Here is a 20,092-nt window from a genome sequence, read left to right on the forward strand (position 1 = left end):
TGTTTCGAAACGATTATCTGTTATTTTTGGGGAATTTAAAACCGTTGTTATTGGGTATTTTACAATCGTTGATTACAATATTGGATGAAAGAAAGATAAATAAATTATAATTTTAAAAAGTGAATGAGCCATTTTTTCTGTTTTAAGAATGTCACCAATTGACATCTTATTTTAAAAAGATATTCGGAAACATCTTTTTAAAATCTAAACTTACTGCGTTTTCTTTATTGTTATTATTATTGATAGTAAGTAGATTACTTTGAAGTTGATTTTCTTCTCTATTATTTTTATATACACTTCCAGCTACAATGTCTTCATATTCTCTTAAAGTAATCGTCAGCTCTTTTATTTTGTTTTGTTGTTGTTCAATGTTTTCTTTGTATTGTTCAATTTTTTTCTGTGATTGTAATAGGTCATCGTAAAGCGAGTGAATCACTTCATTGACGTGTTTTAAAGCACCTGACAAAGCTTTTGTATCATTACCATAACGTTCAATAATAAATTCGATATTAGGTAGTGGAAGAGGAGGAGCATCATTTTTTGTACTTAATAAAGGTGTATTTAATCGTTCGATATCTTTACGCTTCCTTCGAGACCATACATGTCTTTTTATTCCCGTTACACCTTCTAGGGCTGAAAAATTTATTCTCCCAGGTGTTTTTGATACATATTCTAGTAAAATTTTAGTTAATTCTTCATCGGTATATTTTGGGGGTCTTCCTTTTTCTTTTTTATTCAATGTAATGTATCCTCCTTTTATTAAGTGGTTTATTTATGCAATACAATTATTCAATTGTTTTAGGTAATTTGGCACCCACAATAGCTTTTTGATTTAATAAACGATTTAATTCATTGGCACTTGAAGATAAATTTTCTTGATCAATTAAAGAGTAATTTAATTCTTCTAGATTGTAATTCATATTTTTAGAAAGAAATGTTAACATGCTAACTTGCTCGTTAATTTTTCTTTTTAATAGTTTTGAATAGTCATTGAGCCAGGTCAGTCCTTCGTCGATTTTATCTGTCTCAGGTGAAAACAAATAATGACTACAGTGGCGACAATCCCCAGTACAATTGAAAGGATATTCGATATCAGTGCAATATCCAAAATCAACTGGTAAAAAGTTCTTTGTATCATATGTATCTTTATATAGTTTATATTTATTAATAGTGTCTCTAGTATATTGAGAGAACGATGAGTCTGGTAAGGAAGTATTTACGTGCATTAATCTCCTATGTTTCTCAGTTAAATTATATACCCATGATTCGGTGAAATATGTAAGATGACTCCAGTAGCCTTTTTGTGTCTCTAAACGCTTATGTCCACCAATAATAGCTATGGTTAGCATATTAAATCCTTGTAACATCATGTTGCAAAATGCTAAGTGTCGAGTATCTCCAGGAGAAATTTGTTCTATTTGATCATAATTGTACTTCTTTTTTAATATCTCGCGGTAGAACTGATCAATTAGAGAATCAAATTGTCTTAAAGGAAGAAACTCAGTATGCCTTGTACGTTCACTCCCAAGGTGTTCTTTATACATTTCATAGTATTTATAGGTAAATAAATACTGACTATTATCCTCCTTAGATAAGAAGGATTTAAAGGTCTGAACTAAATCATAAATTTCTTTATTAATTTGAAGTGTGTCGGTTATATCAAGATCCCTTAGTAAAGTACCTTTTTCTTTACTTCTAGGAAGTGTAATTTCATATTTATTTACACTGTTTTTTGTTGGATTTACACAGCTCCTTTTAAGTTTTAAGAATTCTGTAGGGCGTATAGGTATAACAGTGGTTATTTTCCACCAAAGCACAATTGGGAAATATTTTTTTAGTTCAAATTTAGTCCCCTCATTCAAAAATTGTTCGATTTTTTCATCAAAATATAGTATATGGCGATAATTAGGTAAATCTCGATTTTTTTGAATATTATTAATGAAAGGTGAGCAAATATCAATAAATTTATTTGAATTGGTAATTTCAATGAAAGAAAAAAAGTTTATCGTACATCTGGCTAAATCGTCTCTTTTTCTGTAGTTGTGTTTACTTATATATTCTTCCAAATCAGTAAGGTAGTTTAAGTTAAATGCTTTTGATATTTGAATCGATTCTTTTATACAATGAATGACATTTTGTATATGATTGACAGAGAAATGTTGTTCAATTAAGTAAATGGTGTAGCACTTTAAAGTAATATTTAAAGTGCTGTACAGTTCTATATCAAATAAAATTCCACGACGATTATAGTCTTTGTCTCTTATGAACCATTTTGTATCATAAAAGGATTCATTTTCAATTATATTAGCGGTTTTCCATTTGTTAAAATTTTGTAAAAATGATTCTATCTCTTCCTTTGTGCCTTGAAAATGCGTTGGCTTTATGGAAATTAAATTAATAGAACCATCTTTATCTAGGAATTTAGTTTTGTTTAACATTAATGACTACCTCCTTTAGTAGAGAGGTGATAATTTGGATAGTTAAAGAGAAAATATTTATTTGTCTCGGTAATGATATTTTCAAGGACTTCAAAGTTAATAAAGGTCTCTATATAAGATTTTCCAAATTCTGAAATAGCTTGGTTAATTATATCTAAAATTAAAATAAACCTCATGGTGTCTCGATATCGAATTGTATCGAAGTTAGAACTTTTTATAGAGGTATGAATATTTTTTAATTCTTCCACGATACTAATCAATAAATAAATATTGAATATTGCATTAGGACAGTTTAAGCAAGAATCTAAGTTTGGAAAAGCGCACTGCGGATAGATAATGCATTGTACATGCTTAGTTTTAGAAGGATTTTCTCCCTTTAAGATTTTAATAATAATCTCTATCACTTGATCTTTTGGAAGTTGCATTAATTTATCAATAATTGGTGCTCTTTCATTTTGATATTTAAGGAGTAGAAATGATATATCTTCTAATTGAGAAGGAGAATAATCATTTTTCAAAACTTGTATAATAGATGTACGATTTTCTAATAAATCAAACTCTGTATCTTTATCCATTGCTAAATCAATGATGAAATTATAGAGCCATCCAAAGGTTCCGCGATTAAATAAGTTAAGCGAGACGGTGTCCAAATTCCCATCGTGATTTGTAGATTGAACATAGGCAGTAATTGAATTCATATTTCTATGGTTTCTTAAGTTTTTAGTTAGTTCATGCGATATTTCTGAGTGTTTACCATAGTTAGTTACAGTATAGAAAAAGTGAGTGAGTAAAGAGCGATTCATAATCAAACTGTTAAATTTAGGTAATTTTTTATTTTTATCAAAAAAGGTATGAAAACGTGAGTGTGAATTACTATATTTGCTTAGTGAGCCAAGTAAACGATTTTGTTTTTTATAGTTCCTACGATGTAATTCGCAAATTAGCAATGATGTTGCAGCTGGTATAATCATGTCTTCATTACATAGAAATTGCCCTAAAGAACCCGTTTTAGAAATGTGAATTTTCTTACATACTACATAATAAAAATTTACAATACTTTGAGCTTGATTAATTGAAAGACCATTATCTTTAAGCTGTTCTAAATTATAAATGTTTAAGCCTTCTATTTCTTCTAAAGGTAAGTTTGGAAGTTCGGTAACTATTGTGGATTTTCTCCATCCGTTAATCATATGCATAATAACAAAAAGCCAAGTTTGAGCATATTGCTTATTCTGTTTTGCCATTGCAATATGTAGGTCAATGTTATTCGCGTATGTATAAAAAGCAAGAAATGTTTGTTTATCATATATTTCTTTATCTCTTTTAAGTTTTTCATTATATTCAATTTTATAGGTGTTTTTAAATATACATTGCACTTTACTATAACAATAGTTCAAAAAATGTATAAAGTTTTGTTTATGAGTAAGCGGGATGCTCTCGGTGTTTAAAACCTCTTCGAGCTCTTCATCAGTTAATAAGGTGATTTCTGTTCTTAAATTAAGAATAATGCTATTTAGAGTGTTAAATAAGGAGCGTGCTTTATCTGTAAAAGAGTCTTCTTGGCCTCTAGTTTGAGAAATTTTTAATAATACAAAATCATTATATAAATTTACAGTGTTTTTGAAGTCTTCTCTGTAATGTAATGTTGCAATTTTTTTATTATATAATTCAATAGCAATCATAGAAAAGCTCTTTTTCTTATTTGTTTTAATAGAGTCTATAGTACCTTTGGGGATAAAAAAATTAGTATTTGAATTTGATTCGTATGAATTAGTGTCAGAAAAAGAGGAGAACTCCAACTTCTCGTTTTGAACTAATTTGTGAAGTGTTTTTCTTGGCATTTCAAGTTCTTTAGCAGCTTGTTCTAGAGTTAGAAAATTTTCACTAGCTTTTTGAAAGCTTAAAAAATCGTGTAGTTCTTTTTCTGATATAAGTATCTCTCCTCTTAAGTTTTTTTTAGTAAATTTTAAAGTACCATTTTTAATCATTTGTAAAACTTCTTTTTCTGTACAAGAGAGCTTTTGAGCACAGTTTTCAATTGAAATGTAATCTTTGAATGTTGCTTGTCTGTTTAAGTAATCTGATAGCTCTGTTTCCGGTATTAAATATTTTTTTTGAAATACATTAAAATATGCATTAGGAAATTCACCATTATGAATAAGTGGTAAAATACTACTATCATCTTTATTAAGTTTCTTACAAACGTCTTGAACAGTCATAAATCCTTCAGGTAACTCGAGCATTGATTCATAATCAATAATATCTGTTAAAGGTATATAAGCCCGTCTTTTTATAATAATTCTATTTTGAAAGAACGTACCATCACGAATATATTTTTTTACGATATCGGGGTGTTTTGAAATTCGTGTTGCTGCCTCTTCAACAGAAAGATAATTTAGTGGAATCTTATTCTTAGCTTTCAGTTTCTCAATGTCTTCTTTTGAAATAAACCACATATTTGTAAAATGTTTAAAAGCACTTGGAAATATATCTGACTTAATATAGCCGCGAATAGTTGCTGGTTTCAAATTTAATTCTTTACTTGCTTGTTCAATGGTAAGATACGAATCATTATTATAGTAAAAGGGGTGACCTTCAACATCTTCTTTTGGAATATAATACCTTTTGTCGCAAGGGAATTTAAAAGTATTTGTAAAAATTCTCCTTTTTATAAGGTCAAGTACAGCTGGGACAGTGATATTAAGTATTTTACTTATGTCTTCTACTGTATAGGAAGATTCTTTCTTCTGAAGTAAGTTTATAAATGAAATTATATCTTTTTTTGAAATATAATATTGTCTACCTTGTTTAATTGAATTTGGAAATGCACCAAGTTTGAGCAGTCTACGTGTTTTTTCCAAGGGTATATTTAACTTTTGGCTAGCTAAAGATATAGGGTAGTGTGTTCTTGCAATATCATTTTCTTTAAATTTCGCAATATCTTCCTCTGCAATTCGCATCTCTTTTTTTGAAATCCATTTCGCATACAATTCTCCGTTATTAATAAGTTTATATACGATTCCACGAGATAAGGATAATTGTTCGGCTGCTTCTTTTATTGTGAAAAACTTCATATTAGTTCTCCTTAAATGTTTATTGTAATTTATAGTTTTATTTCGGTATTAATATAAAGTTGATTAAGGTAATGCTCTAAATTGGTTTTCATTCGTTTTGTATTTGACATATACTCAAGTGAACTTGATAGATTATCATCTCCGCGTAAAAGAGCGACATCTTGAGGGTTTTTTGCAACTTCTGCAAGCATGTTGGTAAAAATTCCTCTACCTATATGTGTAGACCAATCGGTATTACTTAGGGCGATGGACGCTATTTTGTCATTTGGGTCCTGGGAATGTTTTAAATAATTAATAAAGGCTTTCTTTGCCTTAGTAAAATAATAACGATAACTAGCGCCAGTCATTGGTAAACCTTTTTTATTAAGGAAAATAGCATTAATATCGGAGTCTTTTACATATTGCTGGTAGTGTAATTTATATAATTGTCTTAGCCAATCCCTAAACCCGAGAATTAATTGATCTCTTGGCTTTTTGACATAACTTGAACCTGATCCATCTTTAATATCAATGCGATTAATACTATTTTTAACATTTAAAAGCAAACCATCTTGACCGTAAGGACCTATGAGTTTAATTTCGGACGTTCTAATATTCACCACTTCTCCAACACGTAAACCACCAAATATTTGCATGTAGACCCCTAATGCAATAGGATTTGCTATTTCAAATACAATTTCTAAAAATCTTAAAATATAAATATGCGGTATATCATGTTCAATGTTACTTTTTTCTGGTGAAGGGACAATGATGCTTTCAAATTGCGTGCTAATGTAATCTGCAATAGAATTTTTAGAACTAATCAAATGTTCATTACTTGTTGATAGAGTATTGTTTAAATTATTTTTTGAAAGGTAGATGAAAAACTCTTTTATAGTACACCGATAACTTAGAACAGTTGCTCTAGATTTCCCTTCCAAAGTCAAATTGTTTAAGAAACAAATTGCATGCTCGTAATTTAAATGTTCTAGAGAATATAATTTGTAATTCTTCTGCTTTCTTAGAAGAAAGTTCAAAAATACTGCTAAATTTTGTGTATGTATTTTCATAGTATTGTAGTTTCTATGTTTCCATTTGGAAAATATGAAATCCGTTAGAGGATGAATAATAGCATGCTTAGTCATAAATGTTTTTATAGCTAATGTGGCATGTTTCTTTTGTATAGGTTTTCCTTGTACATTCCTCCCAATACTAATCCATACAGGATACATAATAAACTTTATTCTTGTTGTTATCTCTTCATTAAAAGGAAGAATGTTATTATTTTTATCCATTAATTCTTGTATGAGGAACACCCCTTATAAAAAGTAGTAGATGACGAATCATTCTCTATGTAAATTATAAATAATATTTTGTATATTGAAAATAATCATTTAATTGCGTGCATAAAAGATTTTAAAAATCTTATTATAGCTATAACTGTAATAATTATTAATGTACAATATATTTAAGCTCATAATTTTTTTTATATGGTACAGAAGCGACCCGTGCAGGTATTATTACGATGCTAAAAGACCGTAAATATATAGATGTGAAGAAGAACCAAGTGTATGCGACCGATAAAGGGAAAGTATTAATTACCGCAATCGGTGACAAAATACTAGCTTCACCAGAAATGACCGCAAAATGGGAGCAACGTCTTGCGGAAATTGGGGAAGGTACAGCATCACCAGCAACTTTTATGGAACAAACGAAAAAATTATCAGCTAAAATTATTGAAGATGCGGTTGAAATGTCTGAGAAGTGGGATTTCACTGGATTACATGTTGAATCGATTGAGCGAAAAGGATCGAAATTTACAACAGGTAAAAAGGTTGGTAGCTGTAAAAAATGTGATGGCGATGTAATTGATAAGTCAACGTTTTACGGCTGTTCTAATTACAACACGACACAATGTGACTTTACCATCTCGAAAAAAATATTAAGTAAAACAATTTCGCAAAAGAATATGACAAAGCTCTTAAAAGGTGAGAAAACCGATTTAATTAAAGGCTTTAAAAAGGGCGAGAAAACATTTGATGCGAAATTAGAGTGGAAAGATAATAAGATTAATTTTGTATTTGAGAATTAATTTGTTAAAAGAGCATGACATAAAACTGTCATGCTCTTTTGTTTTTCTTTTATATAAAATTTAACGATAAAAAAAAATCTTTAAATAATAATTTTTTATTGTAAAACGATAAAACTTGTATTAAAATCAAAATCATAATAAATGAGTGAGGTGCTTTTGTTAAAAGGTAACAACCTTATTTTTAAAATTAGAGGAGGTATAACTATGAACATTAACAATTTGATTGTTAAAAATATGGATAACCCCCATGAGTTGGAGAAGATGTATAGAAAAGATCCGAAAGCTTTTAAAAAAGCATTCTCACAAGCATGGGACCAAAACCCTGATTCTCAAGTTCTAGGTGCTTGGTATGAAAGGTTGCATTTCAAGGAGAAAGTAAATAAAGAAAAAACATCTTTGTTTCAAAAAGGTTTCTTATTCATGGGCCTTTTAGCTATTCTGGCCGGCATAAGCACCAGGATCATTTTCCACTTTGTAGAGCAGGAAGCAATTGCTCCAATTAACCTAGCTTTTGGTGTAATTCCCTTTATCGATGCTTATTTTGTTTACAATAATACCCCGAAAAAAAGTATTATTTATTTCCTTGCAGCGTTGTTCCTAATTGCTGGGTTGTATCTTAATATGTTGCCATTAAATTATAAAGACAGTATTATCCTTGCTTATTTACATCTTCCTATATTGTTATGGGTCTTATTGGGACTTGCATTTACAGGAAATGAATATTCAAAAGGTAATACAAGATTAGCTTATATTAAATTTAATTTAGAATATGGTCTTCTCTACGCGAGCATGGCAGTGAGTGGAATGATACTAGCAGTATTCACCATGCGATTATTTAGTTTTGTTGACTTGGATATAGGAGAGTTCTATTTTAGTAATGTTGTTTTATTTGGAGCTGCCGCTCTCGCTGTAGTGGCTGCATACTTAGTATCATTGAATCTTAAACTTGCTAAAAATATTACACCATACATATCTAAAATTTTTAGTCCACTTGTCTTGATTACGTTGCTAATCTATCTTATAACGGTTATATGGGTCGGGAAAAATCCTTTCTTGGACCGCAATTTCTTAATGGCCTTCAACGGAATACTCCTTGGCGTGTTGGCCGTTACCATATTTTCTATCGTTGAGAGTGATTCGGATGAGAAAAAGAACATTTCAGATTATATAAATTTTGCCTTAATTGTTCTGGCGCTTATTATTGACACTGTCGCTTTATCAGCCATTGTATTCAGACTTTCTTCTTACGGGATTACACCTAATAGACTTGCTGTTTTAGGGGTAAACATACTGATCTGGGCAAATTTAATTTGGATTATGTTTTCCTATATGCGGTTCTTGCAAAGCAAATCAGGACCGACAGCTATCCAAGATGCCGTTACGAAGTATTTACCAATTTATGGACTTTGGGCAGCTTTCGTTATATTTACTTTTCCTTTAATGTTTAATTAGAATGGATTTGTTAATATAGCGTGTCTAAAACGTATAAAATCCTTAGAGTCGATAATTATCGTTACTTCTATAATTTCTCGACAATAAAAAAACGTCCTAAAGTAGGACGTTTTTTTTTTATGTGTATTGCCGTCTTTTCTTAATAAGTAACAACACTTGTGAAACACAAGCAAGTACTGGCAGTTCAATTAACGGTCCAATAACGAGTGCAAGTGCAATAAGAGGCTCGTCAGGGAAAGCAGTCACAGCAATAGCAAGAGCAACAGGTGAGTTTCTTGCTAACGTTGTTAAGTTTAGACTTACTGTATCTTTATAAGATAAACGCATAACGTGCCCGATAAATTGTCCTAGTACAAAATTAATGATGAAGAACAATAGAACAGGAATGAGTAATAATAAAACGACATTCATATTTTGTAGTAAATATTTACCTTGTGATGCAAACATCGCTACGATTGCTAAACTTAAAAATATAATTTGGGCAGAGCTGAAAAACGGAATGAGTTTATTCTCGAGCGTTTCAGCTTTTTTCAGTTTATTCATAATGAATTTTGTAGCGTGTGCAAGTAAAAATGGTAAGACGATTACGATAACAATACTTTCTACTAAAATAGAAACCGCTACAGTCTTCATAACACCAGCGAATAAAAATAAATAAATGGGAAGTAGTAGTACTTGCAAAATTAAATTTACTGGTAAAATCGCTGTAGAAAGTGCTACATTACCTTTTGCTATTTCAGTAAAGATTAAGTACCAATCTGTACATGGAGTAACCATTAGCATTATAAATCCAATCCACAGTGCTGGGTGATCTGAAAGAAATAGTGCTCCTAATCCCCAAGCGAGTAAAGGTGTCCATAAAAAGTTAATAGTAAGACTTGTTCCAGCAAATTTTAAATTGTGAAATCCGTTTTTTATTTCTTTTAATGGGATGCTGAGGAATAATCCATATAGCATGAAAAATAAAAAGGGAACAATAAATTTGTCTGAATACATATGTATAACATTAAATTGTCCAAGTATGATGCCGCATGTAACAGCAAAAAGAATAATAAAAGTTTGAATCTTTTCTATCGTGCTCATGAATGAATCCTTTCTAAATATGAATTTTCCTCTCTAATTTTATTATACAAGTAATAAGGCTGTAATTTGGTGTTCAATTGTATTTTAGTAAATGTTTTTAATTTGAGATTTATTTTTTTATTAAAAGTTACTTGACTAAAGTAAGTAAATATATTACAATCACTTACATAAGGTAATTAAATAACAAAAAGTTTTAATTAACTTTCCTTAAGGTATCAATTGGAACTTTTTATTAGAATAAGAATTTTTATGATGTTGAATAATGAATATGATAAGAAAGTTTAGGTGAAGAAAATGGGATTATTTAGCTCGTTATTTGGTAAAAAAGAAGAAAATCAAAAAGTAGAGGAGAATAAAACAATGTCAAAAGTATTATTTGTAAAAGCAAACGATCGCCCAGCGGAGCAAGCAGTTAGTTCAAAAATGTATGAAACATTTGTAAGTACTTATAAAGAAGCAAATCCGAATACAGAAATTACAGAGTTAGATTTATTTGCATTAGATCTTCCTTATTACGGAAATATTGCTATTTCAGGTGGATACAAACGTAGTCAAGGTATGGAATTAACAGCAGAAGAAGAGAAGGCAGTTGCTACAGTAGATCAATATTTAAATCAGTTTTTAGAAGCTGATAAAGTTGTATTTGCATTCCCATTATGGAACTTTACTGTACCAGCACCATTAATCACATATATTTCATATTTATCTCAAGCTGGAAAAACGTTTAAATATACAGCTAATGGTCCAGAAGGCTTAGCTGGTGGTAAAAAAGTAGTTGTGTTAGGTGCTCGTGGTTCAGATTACTCTTCAGAACAAATGGCTCCTATGGAAATGGCAGTTAATTACGTAACAACTGTACTTGGGTTCTGGGGAATTACAAATCCAGAAACTGTTGTAATTGAAGGACACAACCAATATCCAGATCGCTCACAACAAATTGTTGAAGAAGGTTTAGAGAACGTTAAGAAAGTAGCGGCGAAATTTTAATTAATTGATAGTAAAAATGGAAAAACCAACATGGATGACCATGTTGGTTTTTTAGTCTATTTCTATGTTAAAAAATGTATATTTATAAAATAAATGAAAAGTTTGAAAATAGTATTGCAAAATATTATATATCAAACTATAATGAGTTCAAGAATAGTTGATACTTAAGTTAAATATTCAGAAAATTCAATTAGTTAAAATTGGAAATGACATAGGTTATATTGAATGGAGGTTATATTATGACGAATAAAGTACCGTTTTCGTTCATAGTTGTTATTGGTTTAATGTTATTTGCACTATTTTTCGGGGCAGGAAATTTAATATTCCCAGCAATGCTTGGTCAATCGGCAGGAGAGAATGTTTGGATTGCTAATGCAGGATTTTTAGTAACAGGTGTAGGTTTACCGTTGCTAGGGGTATTAGCATTTGGAATTTCAGGTAAAGAAGATTTACAATCGTTAGCAAGTCGTGTACATCCAGTGTTCGGCATTGTATTTACGACAGTTTTATATTTAGCGATTGGTCCACTATTCGCTATTCCGAGAACAGGCAGCGTTTCTTATGAAATTGGTATGAAGCCTTTTGTACCAGAAGCTATGGGTTCTTCAGCACTCATTCTTTTTACAATTATATTCTTTAGCATTACTTGTTTTTTTTCGCTAAATCCCGCGAAAATTGTCGATATTGTAGGAAAAATCTTAACGCCAATTAAATTAACGTTTATTGGGATTTTAGTAGTATTTGCTTTTATTCATCCAATGGGAGAAATGCAAGCACCTGCAGAGGCATATACATCACATGCGTTCTTTAAAGGATTCCAAGAAGGTTACTTAACAATGGATACGTTGGCATCATTCGTATTCGGTATTATCATCATCAATGCGATTAAAGAAAAGGGCGCAAAAACAAAAAAAGACATTATGATTGTTTGTGCAAAAGCAACATTGATTGCTGCATCTATTTTAGCAATGATCTATTCAGCACTTTCATTTATGGGAGCTTCAAGTGTTGCAAAACTTGGTCATTTAGATAATGGTGGTGCAGTATTAGCAAAAGTTTCAAACTATTATTTTGGGTCATACGGCGGAATTATATTAGGGATTATGGTTACAGCAGCATGTTTAACGACTAGTGTAGGACTTGTTTCAGCGTGTTCTTCATTCTTCCATAAACTATTCCCGAATGTTTCGTATAAAAAGATAGCAATCATCTTATCAGTGTTCAGTGCAGTTGTTGCGAACGTAGGTTTAACGCAATTAATTGCAATTTCTGTTCCTGTATTAATCGCGATTTATCCATTAGCAATCGTCTTAATTTTCCTAACGCTCCTTCATCCATTGTTTAAAGGACGAGCAGAGGTGTATCAAGGTAGCTTATTAATTACATTTATTGTAAGTGTGTTCGATGGATTGAATGCAGCTGGTATGAAGTTAGCAGTAGTAAATGATTTTCTTACTAAAATACTTCCAATGCATGAAGTTGGGTTAGGGTGGATTTTACCAGCACTTATTGGCGGATTGATCGGGTATGTCATTAGCATTGTGAAAGCAAAAAATCAAGTTCAACCAGCAGCTAGTGTGGATAAGAAAATAGGTTAAATAAAAAAGTTATAGAACTTGTTTCTATAGCTTTTTTTGTTACTATTAATAATGAAAGAAAATAAAGTAGTAGGGGAAATAAAATGAAAAAAACAATTGATCATATCGGCATCGCAGTTCGAGATATAGATAGTACGATACGTTTTTATGAAAAAGTGTTGTCAGGAACTTTAATAGATCGTTACGTAAGTGAAGCGCCTGGTGTTGAAAGTGAAGTAGCCATTCTTGAAGTGGATGGAGATAGAATTGAATTGCTTGCGCCGACAAATAATACCACTTCACCAATTGCCCGATTTATAAAACAAAAAGGTAAAGGTGTTCATCATGTTGCATATCGAGTAGATGATTTAGATGTAGCTTTAGAGGAATTGAAAAAACAAGACATTCGAACGTTAGAGCATACGCTTCGAATGAATAAACACGGCAGAAGATTAATCTATCTTAACCCAGCGGATACAGAGGGAACAATTATAGAGTATTGTGATTATCCGGAAGAGAAGTAGAAGAAAGATATTTTTAAGAAGGTATTACGTAATAACGTAATACCTTTTTATTTATGCATTTCACACTTTCTTCACAAATGATTCACGATAACTTTTCCTCTTCAAGAACTTACATAAATATATTTTATGATATAATAACAATCGACTTTAAAAATGTAAGTTGTATCTATCAAGGTAGTTACTATTGTATTGGAAGTTTAGAGGTGAGAGAGAAATAAATAGTTATACTGTATAGAAGATTATATTTAATCAGGTTAATATTTCGTCCAAGAATCCAACTCGGGAAGTAAAAATAATGAAAATATAGCGATGAGGAAGAAAGAAGTGAAATGAGTGTGAAAGTAATGAAAAGGTTAGGGACATTGTTATTTATTGTATGTGTGCTTATCGTATTGATACCGAAAAGTGCATCTGCTCATGCATACGTTGTGAAATCAAACCCTACTGAAAATGAAACATTGAAGAAAGCACCGTCTGTTGTGAAAATCGAGTTCGATGAGGACATACAAGTTTCAAGTTTTAATACATTGTACGTGAGAGATACATCAGTTAAAAGGGTCGATTTAAAAGATGCTCATATTGATAAAAATAATAAAAAGCTATTAGAAGCCGGATTAAAAGAGAATCTCAAAAACGGTCTCTATTCTATTCAGTGGAAAGTAATTTCAGCTGATGGACATCCAATTCAAGGAGTTATTCCATTCCGTATTGGATTAGCGGAAGCTGGAGCAGATGATATACAAGTAGAAGAGGTGGGATATGTTCCGCAAATTGATATGATCATGGAACGTGGAATTTTATATACAAGTTTCTCACTATTTATAGGAGTGCTATTCTTTAATCTTATTATGTATAAAGGGAATGCAACCTCGGTTCGATCAAGGAGTAAGAACATAATATGGATTTCTTTATTAGGGATATTTATTAGCTTGTTATTCAATCTACCACTACAAGCGAAAATAAATGCGGATGTTTCATGGCTAGAAGCATTCAATCCTTTACTATTAAAAGAAACATTACAGCTTTCTGTCTTTGGTTATATATGGATTACTCAAATGACTCTTATTAGTTCGCTTATAATCGTTACGTATTTTGCGATGAGGCGTGAGAAGCTGTCGTCGTTTCAAGTATGGAGCGTTCCAATAGTATTGTTTATTGGTCTACTTGTTATGAAAGCATGTAATAGTCACGCATATGGTTTAAAGTTTAAAGAAATTGCTGTTGTTATGGATTTTTTACATTTATTCGCAGCTTCATTATGGATTGGTGGTTTATCGTCCATTATTCTTCTGTTACGTAATGAGGATAACAAGTGGAATATGTATTGGGATATGATTAAGCGTTTTTCACCGTGGGCAATATGTGCTGTCATTGTGATTTTAATAACAGGTCTTTTTAACAGTACATTTTTTATTCCAACAATCCACTCGTTATTTGATACGAAGTATGGATTAGCTTTATTAGCAAAGATACTTTTATTCATTTTCATGGGGATTTTAGGAATTATTCATTATGTGAAAGGGAAAATGAGAGCGGAGCAAGGATTAGGTGCTACGGTGAAAGTAGAGTTTATCATTGGAATTATCATTTTCGTAATCGTAGCTTTTATGACAAACGTACAAACACCACCGATGCCTCCTACTGGACCTTTTACAGAGAGTAAACAATTGGATAATGGATATGAAATGACGCTAAATGTAAGTCCTAATAGAGTAGGACAAAATATATTCCATATTACTTTAAAGGATGAGAACGGACAACCTGTTACTGATATGGAACAAATCATATTAACAACTCAATCGTTAGATATGAATATGGGAAAGGGATCATTTAAAGTTTCGGCAGTTTCACCGGGAGAATATGAAGCAGAAGGTATGTATATTAACATGACAGGCAACTGGAATATACAAGTACATGGATTAACGAAATCGCTTGATAGCTTCGATACGGATTATAAATTTATTGTAGGTGGCAGATAAAGTGAAACTTTAAGCAGCCCTCATCAATTGGGCTGCCCGGCGAATAGCGGGATAAAGAGTAGGTATAGATAAAAAGGAGCTAATTGAAAATGAAACGCATAAAAAAATTAGGAACAACAATGATCGCAACAGTAATTGCAATGGGAATTTTTTCGTTACCTGTTAGTGCGCACGTCACTGTGAAGCCAGCAACTTCTGACATCGGCTCTTGGGAGACTTACACGATAAAAGTACCAGTTGAAAAGAATGTAGCAACAACAAAAGTTACACTGAAAATACCGTCTGGTGTGGAATTCCAACAGTATGAACCAGTGCCAGGGTGGAAAATGGAAGAGCAAAAAGATAGTGCCGGAAAAGTGAAAGCTGTAGTATGGGAAGCAACAGGAGAAGGGATTTTACCTGGCCAATTCCAGCGGTTTACTTTCGTCGCTAAAAATCCGGATAAAGAACAAAAAATAGCTTGGGATGCATATCAACAATATAAAGACGGAGAAATTGTTGAATGGACAGGCGATGAGAAAGCTGAAAAACCGCATTCACTTACTACAATTGCAAAAGGTACGTCATTAACAGGAGAAAATGGTGAAGTATCTAATGTAGAAAAGAATGAAGGTACTAGTAATATGCAATTGATAGCAATTGTTTTATCTATTTTGGCGATTGTATCTTCGGTAGGTACGTGTGTTTTTATGGTACGTCGTAAAAAATAAGTAATAACGATAAGAAGGAGCCTACAATCAGTAGGCTCCTTCTTATGTTAATTTACTTCACTTCAACCCGCTGCCCTACAGCAAGTGTTTTCGGCTTTATATTTACGAAACAAATACTCACTACAATAAATAATAGTCCGATAAATAAGCTAATAGTAATGGCCTCATGTAAGAAAATTGAACTTACAATAATAGCGATTAGAGGAATGAGAAATGTATAAGCCCCAACTTTACTTGCTTCACCAGCTCCAACGAGTGTGAAGTATGCAAGCCACCCCATTGCAATAACAAAGAATGAAATAAAGAGTAGTACACTAACAAACGGCATACTCCAAGCGATACTAGACCAACTTTCAAACTCTGATCCACATCCAATTAAGCAAAGTCCGCCAATAATAAGTTGTAGTGTTACCATCCAAATGGAATTAACGCGGTGCCCAGTCTTCTTAATAAATACGGTTCCAAGTGCCCAGCCAATAGCGCATCCTATCGCGAGAAGAATCCCGATAATAGAAATATGTCCAGTTAAACTGCTTGAGCTAATAACACCTACGCCAATAAATCCGAGTATAAGCCCGAAAATTTTTAAACCGTACATTGATTCTTCAAGCCATATCCACGAGAAAATACCAAGTAAAACGGGTTGTAGAAATACGATGGCGGAAAATAGACCAGCGGGCATATATTGAAGGCCGACAGTTTGTAATCCGTAAAATATAATGATATTAAGTAAAGAAGAAATAACGTATAAATGCCAAGTTTCTTTTAAGTGTAACTCTTTGTATTTCGGTAATGCGAACAGGAGTAAAATGAATCCTCCAATTAAAGTTCGAACGCCTGCAAATAAAACGGGTGGTGTATAATGCAGGGCAAACTTAGATAAAGGCCAATTGATTCCCCACATGAAAACGAGAAAGGTAAGGATGATGGCCGTCTTAGTTCGAGAAAGCTGTGTCACTGTAAGACCTCCTTGATGTTATTCATTTCACTATGATATGATATCGACTGTAATAAATAAAATGAATCTTTTTTATGAGGAGTATAAGCGATTAGTTATGACCATTACACAACTACAAGTATTAATAAAAACTGTTGAGTTAGGTAGTTTTACGAAGGCTGCTCGGGTGTTAAATATGACGCAGCCAGCAGTAAGTCATGCGATTTCAAGTATTGAGTCAGAGTTAGGAGTTACGATTCTTATACGTGATAAACGACAAGGATTACTCGTTACGGATGTAGGAAACAGAATTCTTGTACATATTAGAGAGATTTTGAACGGTGTAGAGAAGATTGAACAAGAAGTTGCGATGGAGAAAGGACACGAAGTGGGGACGATTCGAATTGGGAGTTTTCCGAGTGCTTCTGCACATTTCTTACCGAAAATGATAAACCATTTTAAGGAGAAGTATCCGAACTTAGAAGTCGTTCTTTGTGAAGGAACGATTAAAGAAGTTGAAGATTGGTTAGTATCGAGGGTTGTTGATATAGGGATTGTTATTTTACCTAATAAAGAGATGGAGATTGTTCCATTAACGAAGGGGAAAATGGTTGTTATTTTAAGAGAGGATCATCCTCTTTGCAAGAAGGACGCTATTACAATTCGTGATTTGGAGAATGAACCGATCATATTATGTAAAGGCGGATACGAACCACCCATCATTGATATGTTTAAACAAGCCAACGTACCACTTCGGGCTGAGTATGTAATTTCGACAGTTACGACAGCTTTAAATATGATTCAAGAAGGATTAGGCATTGCAATATTAGCTGAATTATCTTTAACGAATTTACCAAAAAATGTGCAAACGAGAGAATTGGAACCGCAAGTATGGAGAGAAATTGCTTTAGCTGTTCCTTCATTAAAGGATTCTTCAATCGCTGTGCAGCTATTTATTGAAGAATTTCAGGCGCTATTTGCAGAATAAAAAGAGGTGTCTCGTATATTATAATGGGACACTTTTTAATTTACTTATAAAAAATATGTGAAAAGGATTGACTTATTTTTCGATTGTAACTATAATGATTACATCGAGGTGGTGATTATGATGAAAATTAGTAGCCGCTTTTCCATAGCTGTTCATATTTTATCTATTTTGAAAAACAATCCATCTTCACTTTGTACTTCAGACTATATGGCTGAGAGTGTCAATACAAATCCAGTAGTCATTCGTAAAATGATGTCGTACTTGAAACAAGCTGGCTTTGTTTACGTAAATCGTGGACCGGGTGGCGCAGGTTTACTAAAGGATTTACATGAAATCACATTGTTAGATGTGTATCATGCAGTGAATGTAGTGGAAGAGGATAAATTATTTCACATTCATGAGCAACCGAATCCAGATTGTCCAATTGGGGCGAATATTCAAGCGGTGTTAGAAATTATTTTAATTCAAGCACAATCCGCAATGGAAGAAGTTTTGAGAAATATTACGATGGGGCAGCTGTTTGAAACTTTGCAAGAAAAAATGAATGCTTAAATCATATTTATATTTTTTTAATATTAATGTAACTTATATAGTTACAACTATAAAGGTAAGGTGTAAAAGTTATGACTGTAAAAATGAAAGTATACTCAGATTTTATATGTCCATTTTGTTTTTTAGCAAAAGGTCCATTAGATGAAGTAGCGAAAGAGAAAGATGTAGAAATTGAATGGATGCCATTTGAATTACGTCCAAGTCCATATTCAAAAATAGATCCATGGAATGAGCCAGAAAAATTAGGTTCATGGGATGCTTTCATTCTTCCGACAGCGAAGAAGTTAGGAATTGATATGCGTTTGCCACGTGTTTCTCCGCATCCATATACACATTTAGCTTTCGAAGGGTGTCAATTTGCGAAAGAACGTGGACTAGGTAATGAGTATCATCACCGCGTATTCACAGCATTTTTCCAAGAAGAGCAAAACATTGAAGATATTGATGTGTTAACAAAATTAGCGGTAGAAGTAGGACTTCCTGAGGCGGAATTTAAAGATGCTTTAGTAACTCGTAAATATAAGGAAAAGCATCAAGAAGCAATTCAGCACGCATATGATGAAGCGAATATTATGGCTGTTCCAACTGTCATGATTGGAGATGAAATCATTCAAGGGCTTGCTAGTAAAGAAACGCTACAAAGGGTCATTGATAAAGAAATTGAAAAGGATAAAACAAATTCATTTGAAGGTATGCAATGTAATACCGATGGATATTGCTAATTCGCTTGTTATGAAATAACAAAATAAATTATAAAACAAACATTTGGAGGAATTAAAATGTCAGCAACTACAACAAACTTAAAAGAAGCAATCGTGAACCGCCGTTCCATTCGTAAAGTAACAAAAAATGATGCAATTACGAAAGAAAGAATTGAAGAAGTGCTAAAAACAGCTTTACACGCACCAACATCTTTCAACATGCAAAGTGGTCGTATGGTTGTATTAATGGATGGGGAGCATGAAAAGTTTTGGGATATTGTGAAAGAAACATTAAGAGCCCGCGTACCAGCAGAAAACTTTGAAGCGACTGTTGAAAGACTAAAAGGTTTTCATGCAGGTGTAGGGACTGTACTATTCTTTGAAGATCAAGCAACTGTAGAAAAAATGCAAGAAAACGCACCATTATATAAAGATCAGTTCCCATTCTGGTCTCATCAAGGAAATGCAATGTTACAACATACTGTGTGGATGTTATTATCTGCTGAAGGAATTGGGGCGTCATTACAACATTACAACCCAATCGTAGATGCTGAAGTGAAAGAAACTTGGAACATTCCAGCAGAGTGGAGTTTAGTAGGTCAAATGCCATTTGGTGAACCAAACGAACAACCAGCAGAAAGAACGTTCTTGCCTACTGAAGATGTATTGAAATTTTATTAAGATATACAATATGTAACGAGAAGGAAGCTGTACTTAAAAACAGCTTCCTTTTTGTAGTGGTGTTAAAGTATGCGCATTTAGGGAAGAAATATAAGAAATAATCCGGTGAGAAGGGAATTAGAAAAATGAATGATGAGAAAAAATATACAGTGGTAGGTACTGATGTCGAGGAAGTAAAGCGTTTAAATAAAAATTCAGGGTTAACGTATAATCAAGTGAAAGAAATGTTAGCGAAGCAAATGCAAAAAAAGAAGTAATTAGATTAATCCGTACCCTTTGTAAAGGACATTTTAAAAAAAGTTAGGCGGCATCAAGAAGATGATTTCTGTATTCAACAG

Annotated in this window: 17 protein-coding genes and 1 pseudogene; 12 read left to right on the forward strand and 6 right to left on the reverse strand. The window is 32.4% G+C overall.

Translation table 11 applies throughout. The features are described 5' to 3' along the window. Window positions 1–166: 166 nt before the first annotated feature. Genes PDQ33_RS23925 through PDQ33_RS23940 form a run of 4 tightly spaced genes read right to left on the reverse strand, consistent with a single transcriptional unit; the run spans window position 167 to window position 6,786 of the window. Window positions 167–739, reverse strand: a complete 573-nt coding sequence (locus PDQ33_RS23925; RefSeq protein ID WP_270721508.1) for a hypothetical protein — start codon at window positions 737–739, stop codon at window positions 167–169. Window positions 740–785: 46 nt separating this feature from the next. Then, window positions 786–2,438: an integrase gene (locus tag PDQ33_RS23930; protein ID WP_270756738.1), complete on the reverse strand. Its 1,653-nt coding sequence runs from the start codon at window positions 2,436–2,438 to the stop codon at window positions 786–788. Next, entirely contained in the window at window positions 2,438–5,512 is a 3,075-nt protein-coding gene (locus PDQ33_RS23935) for a helix-turn-helix domain-containing protein (protein WP_270721511.1), read from the reverse strand. Before PDQ33_RS23935 ends, PDQ33_RS23930 begins: the two co-directional genes overlap by 1 nt. A gap of 29 nt (window positions 5,513–5,541) precedes the next feature. Next, the gene (locus PDQ33_RS23940; RefSeq protein WP_242808252.1) at window positions 5,542–6,786 is read right to left on the reverse strand and encodes a site-specific integrase; all 1,245 of its coding nucleotides are present in this window, start codon (window positions 6,784–6,786) and stop codon (window positions 5,542–5,544) included. Window positions 6,787–6,983: 197 nt separating this feature from the next. Between PDQ33_RS23940 and topB the strand changes: the two are divergent. Together topB and PDQ33_RS23950 are read left to right on the forward strand one after the other, a co-directional pair. Continuing rightward, window positions 6,984–7,583 (forward strand): annotated as a pseudogene (topB, locus tag PDQ33_RS23945) (DNA topoisomerase III); the annotation flags it as partial. Between the two features lie 204 nt (window positions 7,584–7,787). After that, window positions 7,788–9,035: a DUF4153 domain-containing protein gene (locus PDQ33_RS23950; RefSeq protein WP_270756735.1), complete on the forward strand. Its 1,248-nt coding sequence runs from the start codon at window positions 7,788–7,790 to the stop codon at window positions 9,033–9,035. Window positions 9,036–9,152: 117 nt separating this feature from the next. Here PDQ33_RS23950 and PDQ33_RS23955 read toward each other — a convergent pair whose 3' ends face one another. After that, window positions 9,153–10,118 (reverse strand): arsenic resistance protein, encoded by a 966-nt coding sequence (locus tag PDQ33_RS23955; RefSeq protein ID WP_270756733.1) that lies wholly within the window; start codon window positions 10,116–10,118, stop codon window positions 9,153–9,155. Window positions 10,119–10,412: 294 nt separating this feature from the next. Here PDQ33_RS23955 and PDQ33_RS23960 point away from each other — a divergent pair, with 294 nt between their 5' ends. The 5 genes from PDQ33_RS23960 to PDQ33_RS23980 all read left to right on the forward strand — a co-directional run bounded on the left by PDQ33_RS23960 (window position 10,413) and on the right by PDQ33_RS23980 (window position 15,895). Then, window positions 10,413–11,105, forward strand: a complete 693-nt coding sequence (locus PDQ33_RS23960) for an FMN-dependent NADH-azoreductase (RefSeq protein ID WP_000522508.1) — start codon at window positions 10,413–10,415, stop codon at window positions 11,103–11,105. Between the two features lie 239 nt (window positions 11,106–11,344). Beyond that, on the forward strand, window positions 11,345–12,703 hold the full coding sequence (gene brnQ, locus PDQ33_RS23965; RefSeq protein ID WP_000182722.1) for a branched-chain amino acid transport system II carrier protein: 1,359 nt from the start codon (window positions 11,345–11,347) through the stop codon (window positions 12,701–12,703). An 83-nt stretch (window positions 12,704–12,786) separates the two neighbouring features. Next, window positions 12,787–13,206 (forward strand): VOC family protein, encoded by a 420-nt coding sequence (locus tag PDQ33_RS23970; protein WP_000750841.1) that lies wholly within the window; start codon window positions 12,787–12,789, stop codon window positions 13,204–13,206. A gap of 329 nt (window positions 13,207–13,535) precedes the next feature. Further along, the gene (locus PDQ33_RS23975) at window positions 13,536–15,185 is read left to right on the forward strand and encodes a copper resistance CopC/CopD family protein (protein ID WP_270395020.1); all 1,650 of its coding nucleotides are present in this window, start codon (window positions 13,536–13,538) and stop codon (window positions 15,183–15,185) included. Between the two features lie 89 nt (window positions 15,186–15,274). Next, complete coding sequence (locus tag PDQ33_RS23980) at window positions 15,275–15,895, forward strand: YcnI family copper-binding membrane protein (RefSeq protein ID WP_270756730.1); 621 nt, start codon at window positions 15,275–15,277, stop codon at window positions 15,893–15,895. Between the two features lie 52 nt (window positions 15,896–15,947). Here PDQ33_RS23980 and PDQ33_RS23985 read toward each other — a convergent pair whose 3' ends face one another. Beyond that, window positions 15,948–16,853, reverse strand: coding sequence for a DMT family transporter (locus PDQ33_RS23985; protein ID WP_061131161.1), 906 nt, complete (start codon window positions 16,851–16,853; stop codon window positions 15,948–15,950). Window positions 16,854–16,950: 97 nt separating this feature from the next. On the opposite strand from PDQ33_RS23985, the gene PDQ33_RS23990 reads away from it, so the two are divergent. The 5 genes from PDQ33_RS23990 (at window position 16,951) to PDQ33_RS24010 (ending at window position 20,011) form a co-directional block, all read left to right on the forward strand. Next, window positions 16,951–17,820, forward strand: a complete 870-nt coding sequence (locus PDQ33_RS23990) for a LysR family transcriptional regulator (RefSeq protein ID WP_000156778.1) — start codon at window positions 16,951–16,953, stop codon at window positions 17,818–17,820. A gap of 120 nt (window positions 17,821–17,940) precedes the next feature. Then, window positions 17,941–18,372: an Rrf2 family transcriptional regulator gene (locus PDQ33_RS23995; RefSeq protein ID WP_000704088.1), complete on the forward strand. Its 432-nt coding sequence runs from the start codon at window positions 17,941–17,943 to the stop codon at window positions 18,370–18,372. Between the two features lie 71 nt (window positions 18,373–18,443). Next, window positions 18,444–19,094: a DsbA family oxidoreductase gene (locus PDQ33_RS24000; protein ID WP_000216672.1), complete on the forward strand. Its 651-nt coding sequence runs from the start codon at window positions 18,444–18,446 to the stop codon at window positions 19,092–19,094. A gap of 57 nt (window positions 19,095–19,151) precedes the next feature. Beyond that, window positions 19,152–19,754 (forward strand): nitroreductase family protein, encoded by a 603-nt coding sequence (locus PDQ33_RS24005; RefSeq protein ID WP_061131162.1) that lies wholly within the window; start codon window positions 19,152–19,154, stop codon window positions 19,752–19,754. A 125-nt stretch (window positions 19,755–19,879) separates the two neighbouring features. Further along, complete coding sequence (locus tag PDQ33_RS24010; RefSeq protein ID WP_000997344.1) at window positions 19,880–20,011, forward strand: hypothetical protein; 132 nt, start codon at window positions 19,880–19,882, stop codon at window positions 20,009–20,011. The last annotated feature ends 81 nt before the right edge of the window (window positions 20,012–20,092 follow it).

Origin of the sequence: Bacillus cereus group sp. Bc031, from assembly GCF_027716265.1 — a bacterium.
In the GTDB taxonomy this organism is placed as follows: domain Bacteria; phylum Bacillota; class Bacilli; order Bacillales; family Bacillaceae_G; genus Bacillus_A; species Bacillus_A paranthracis.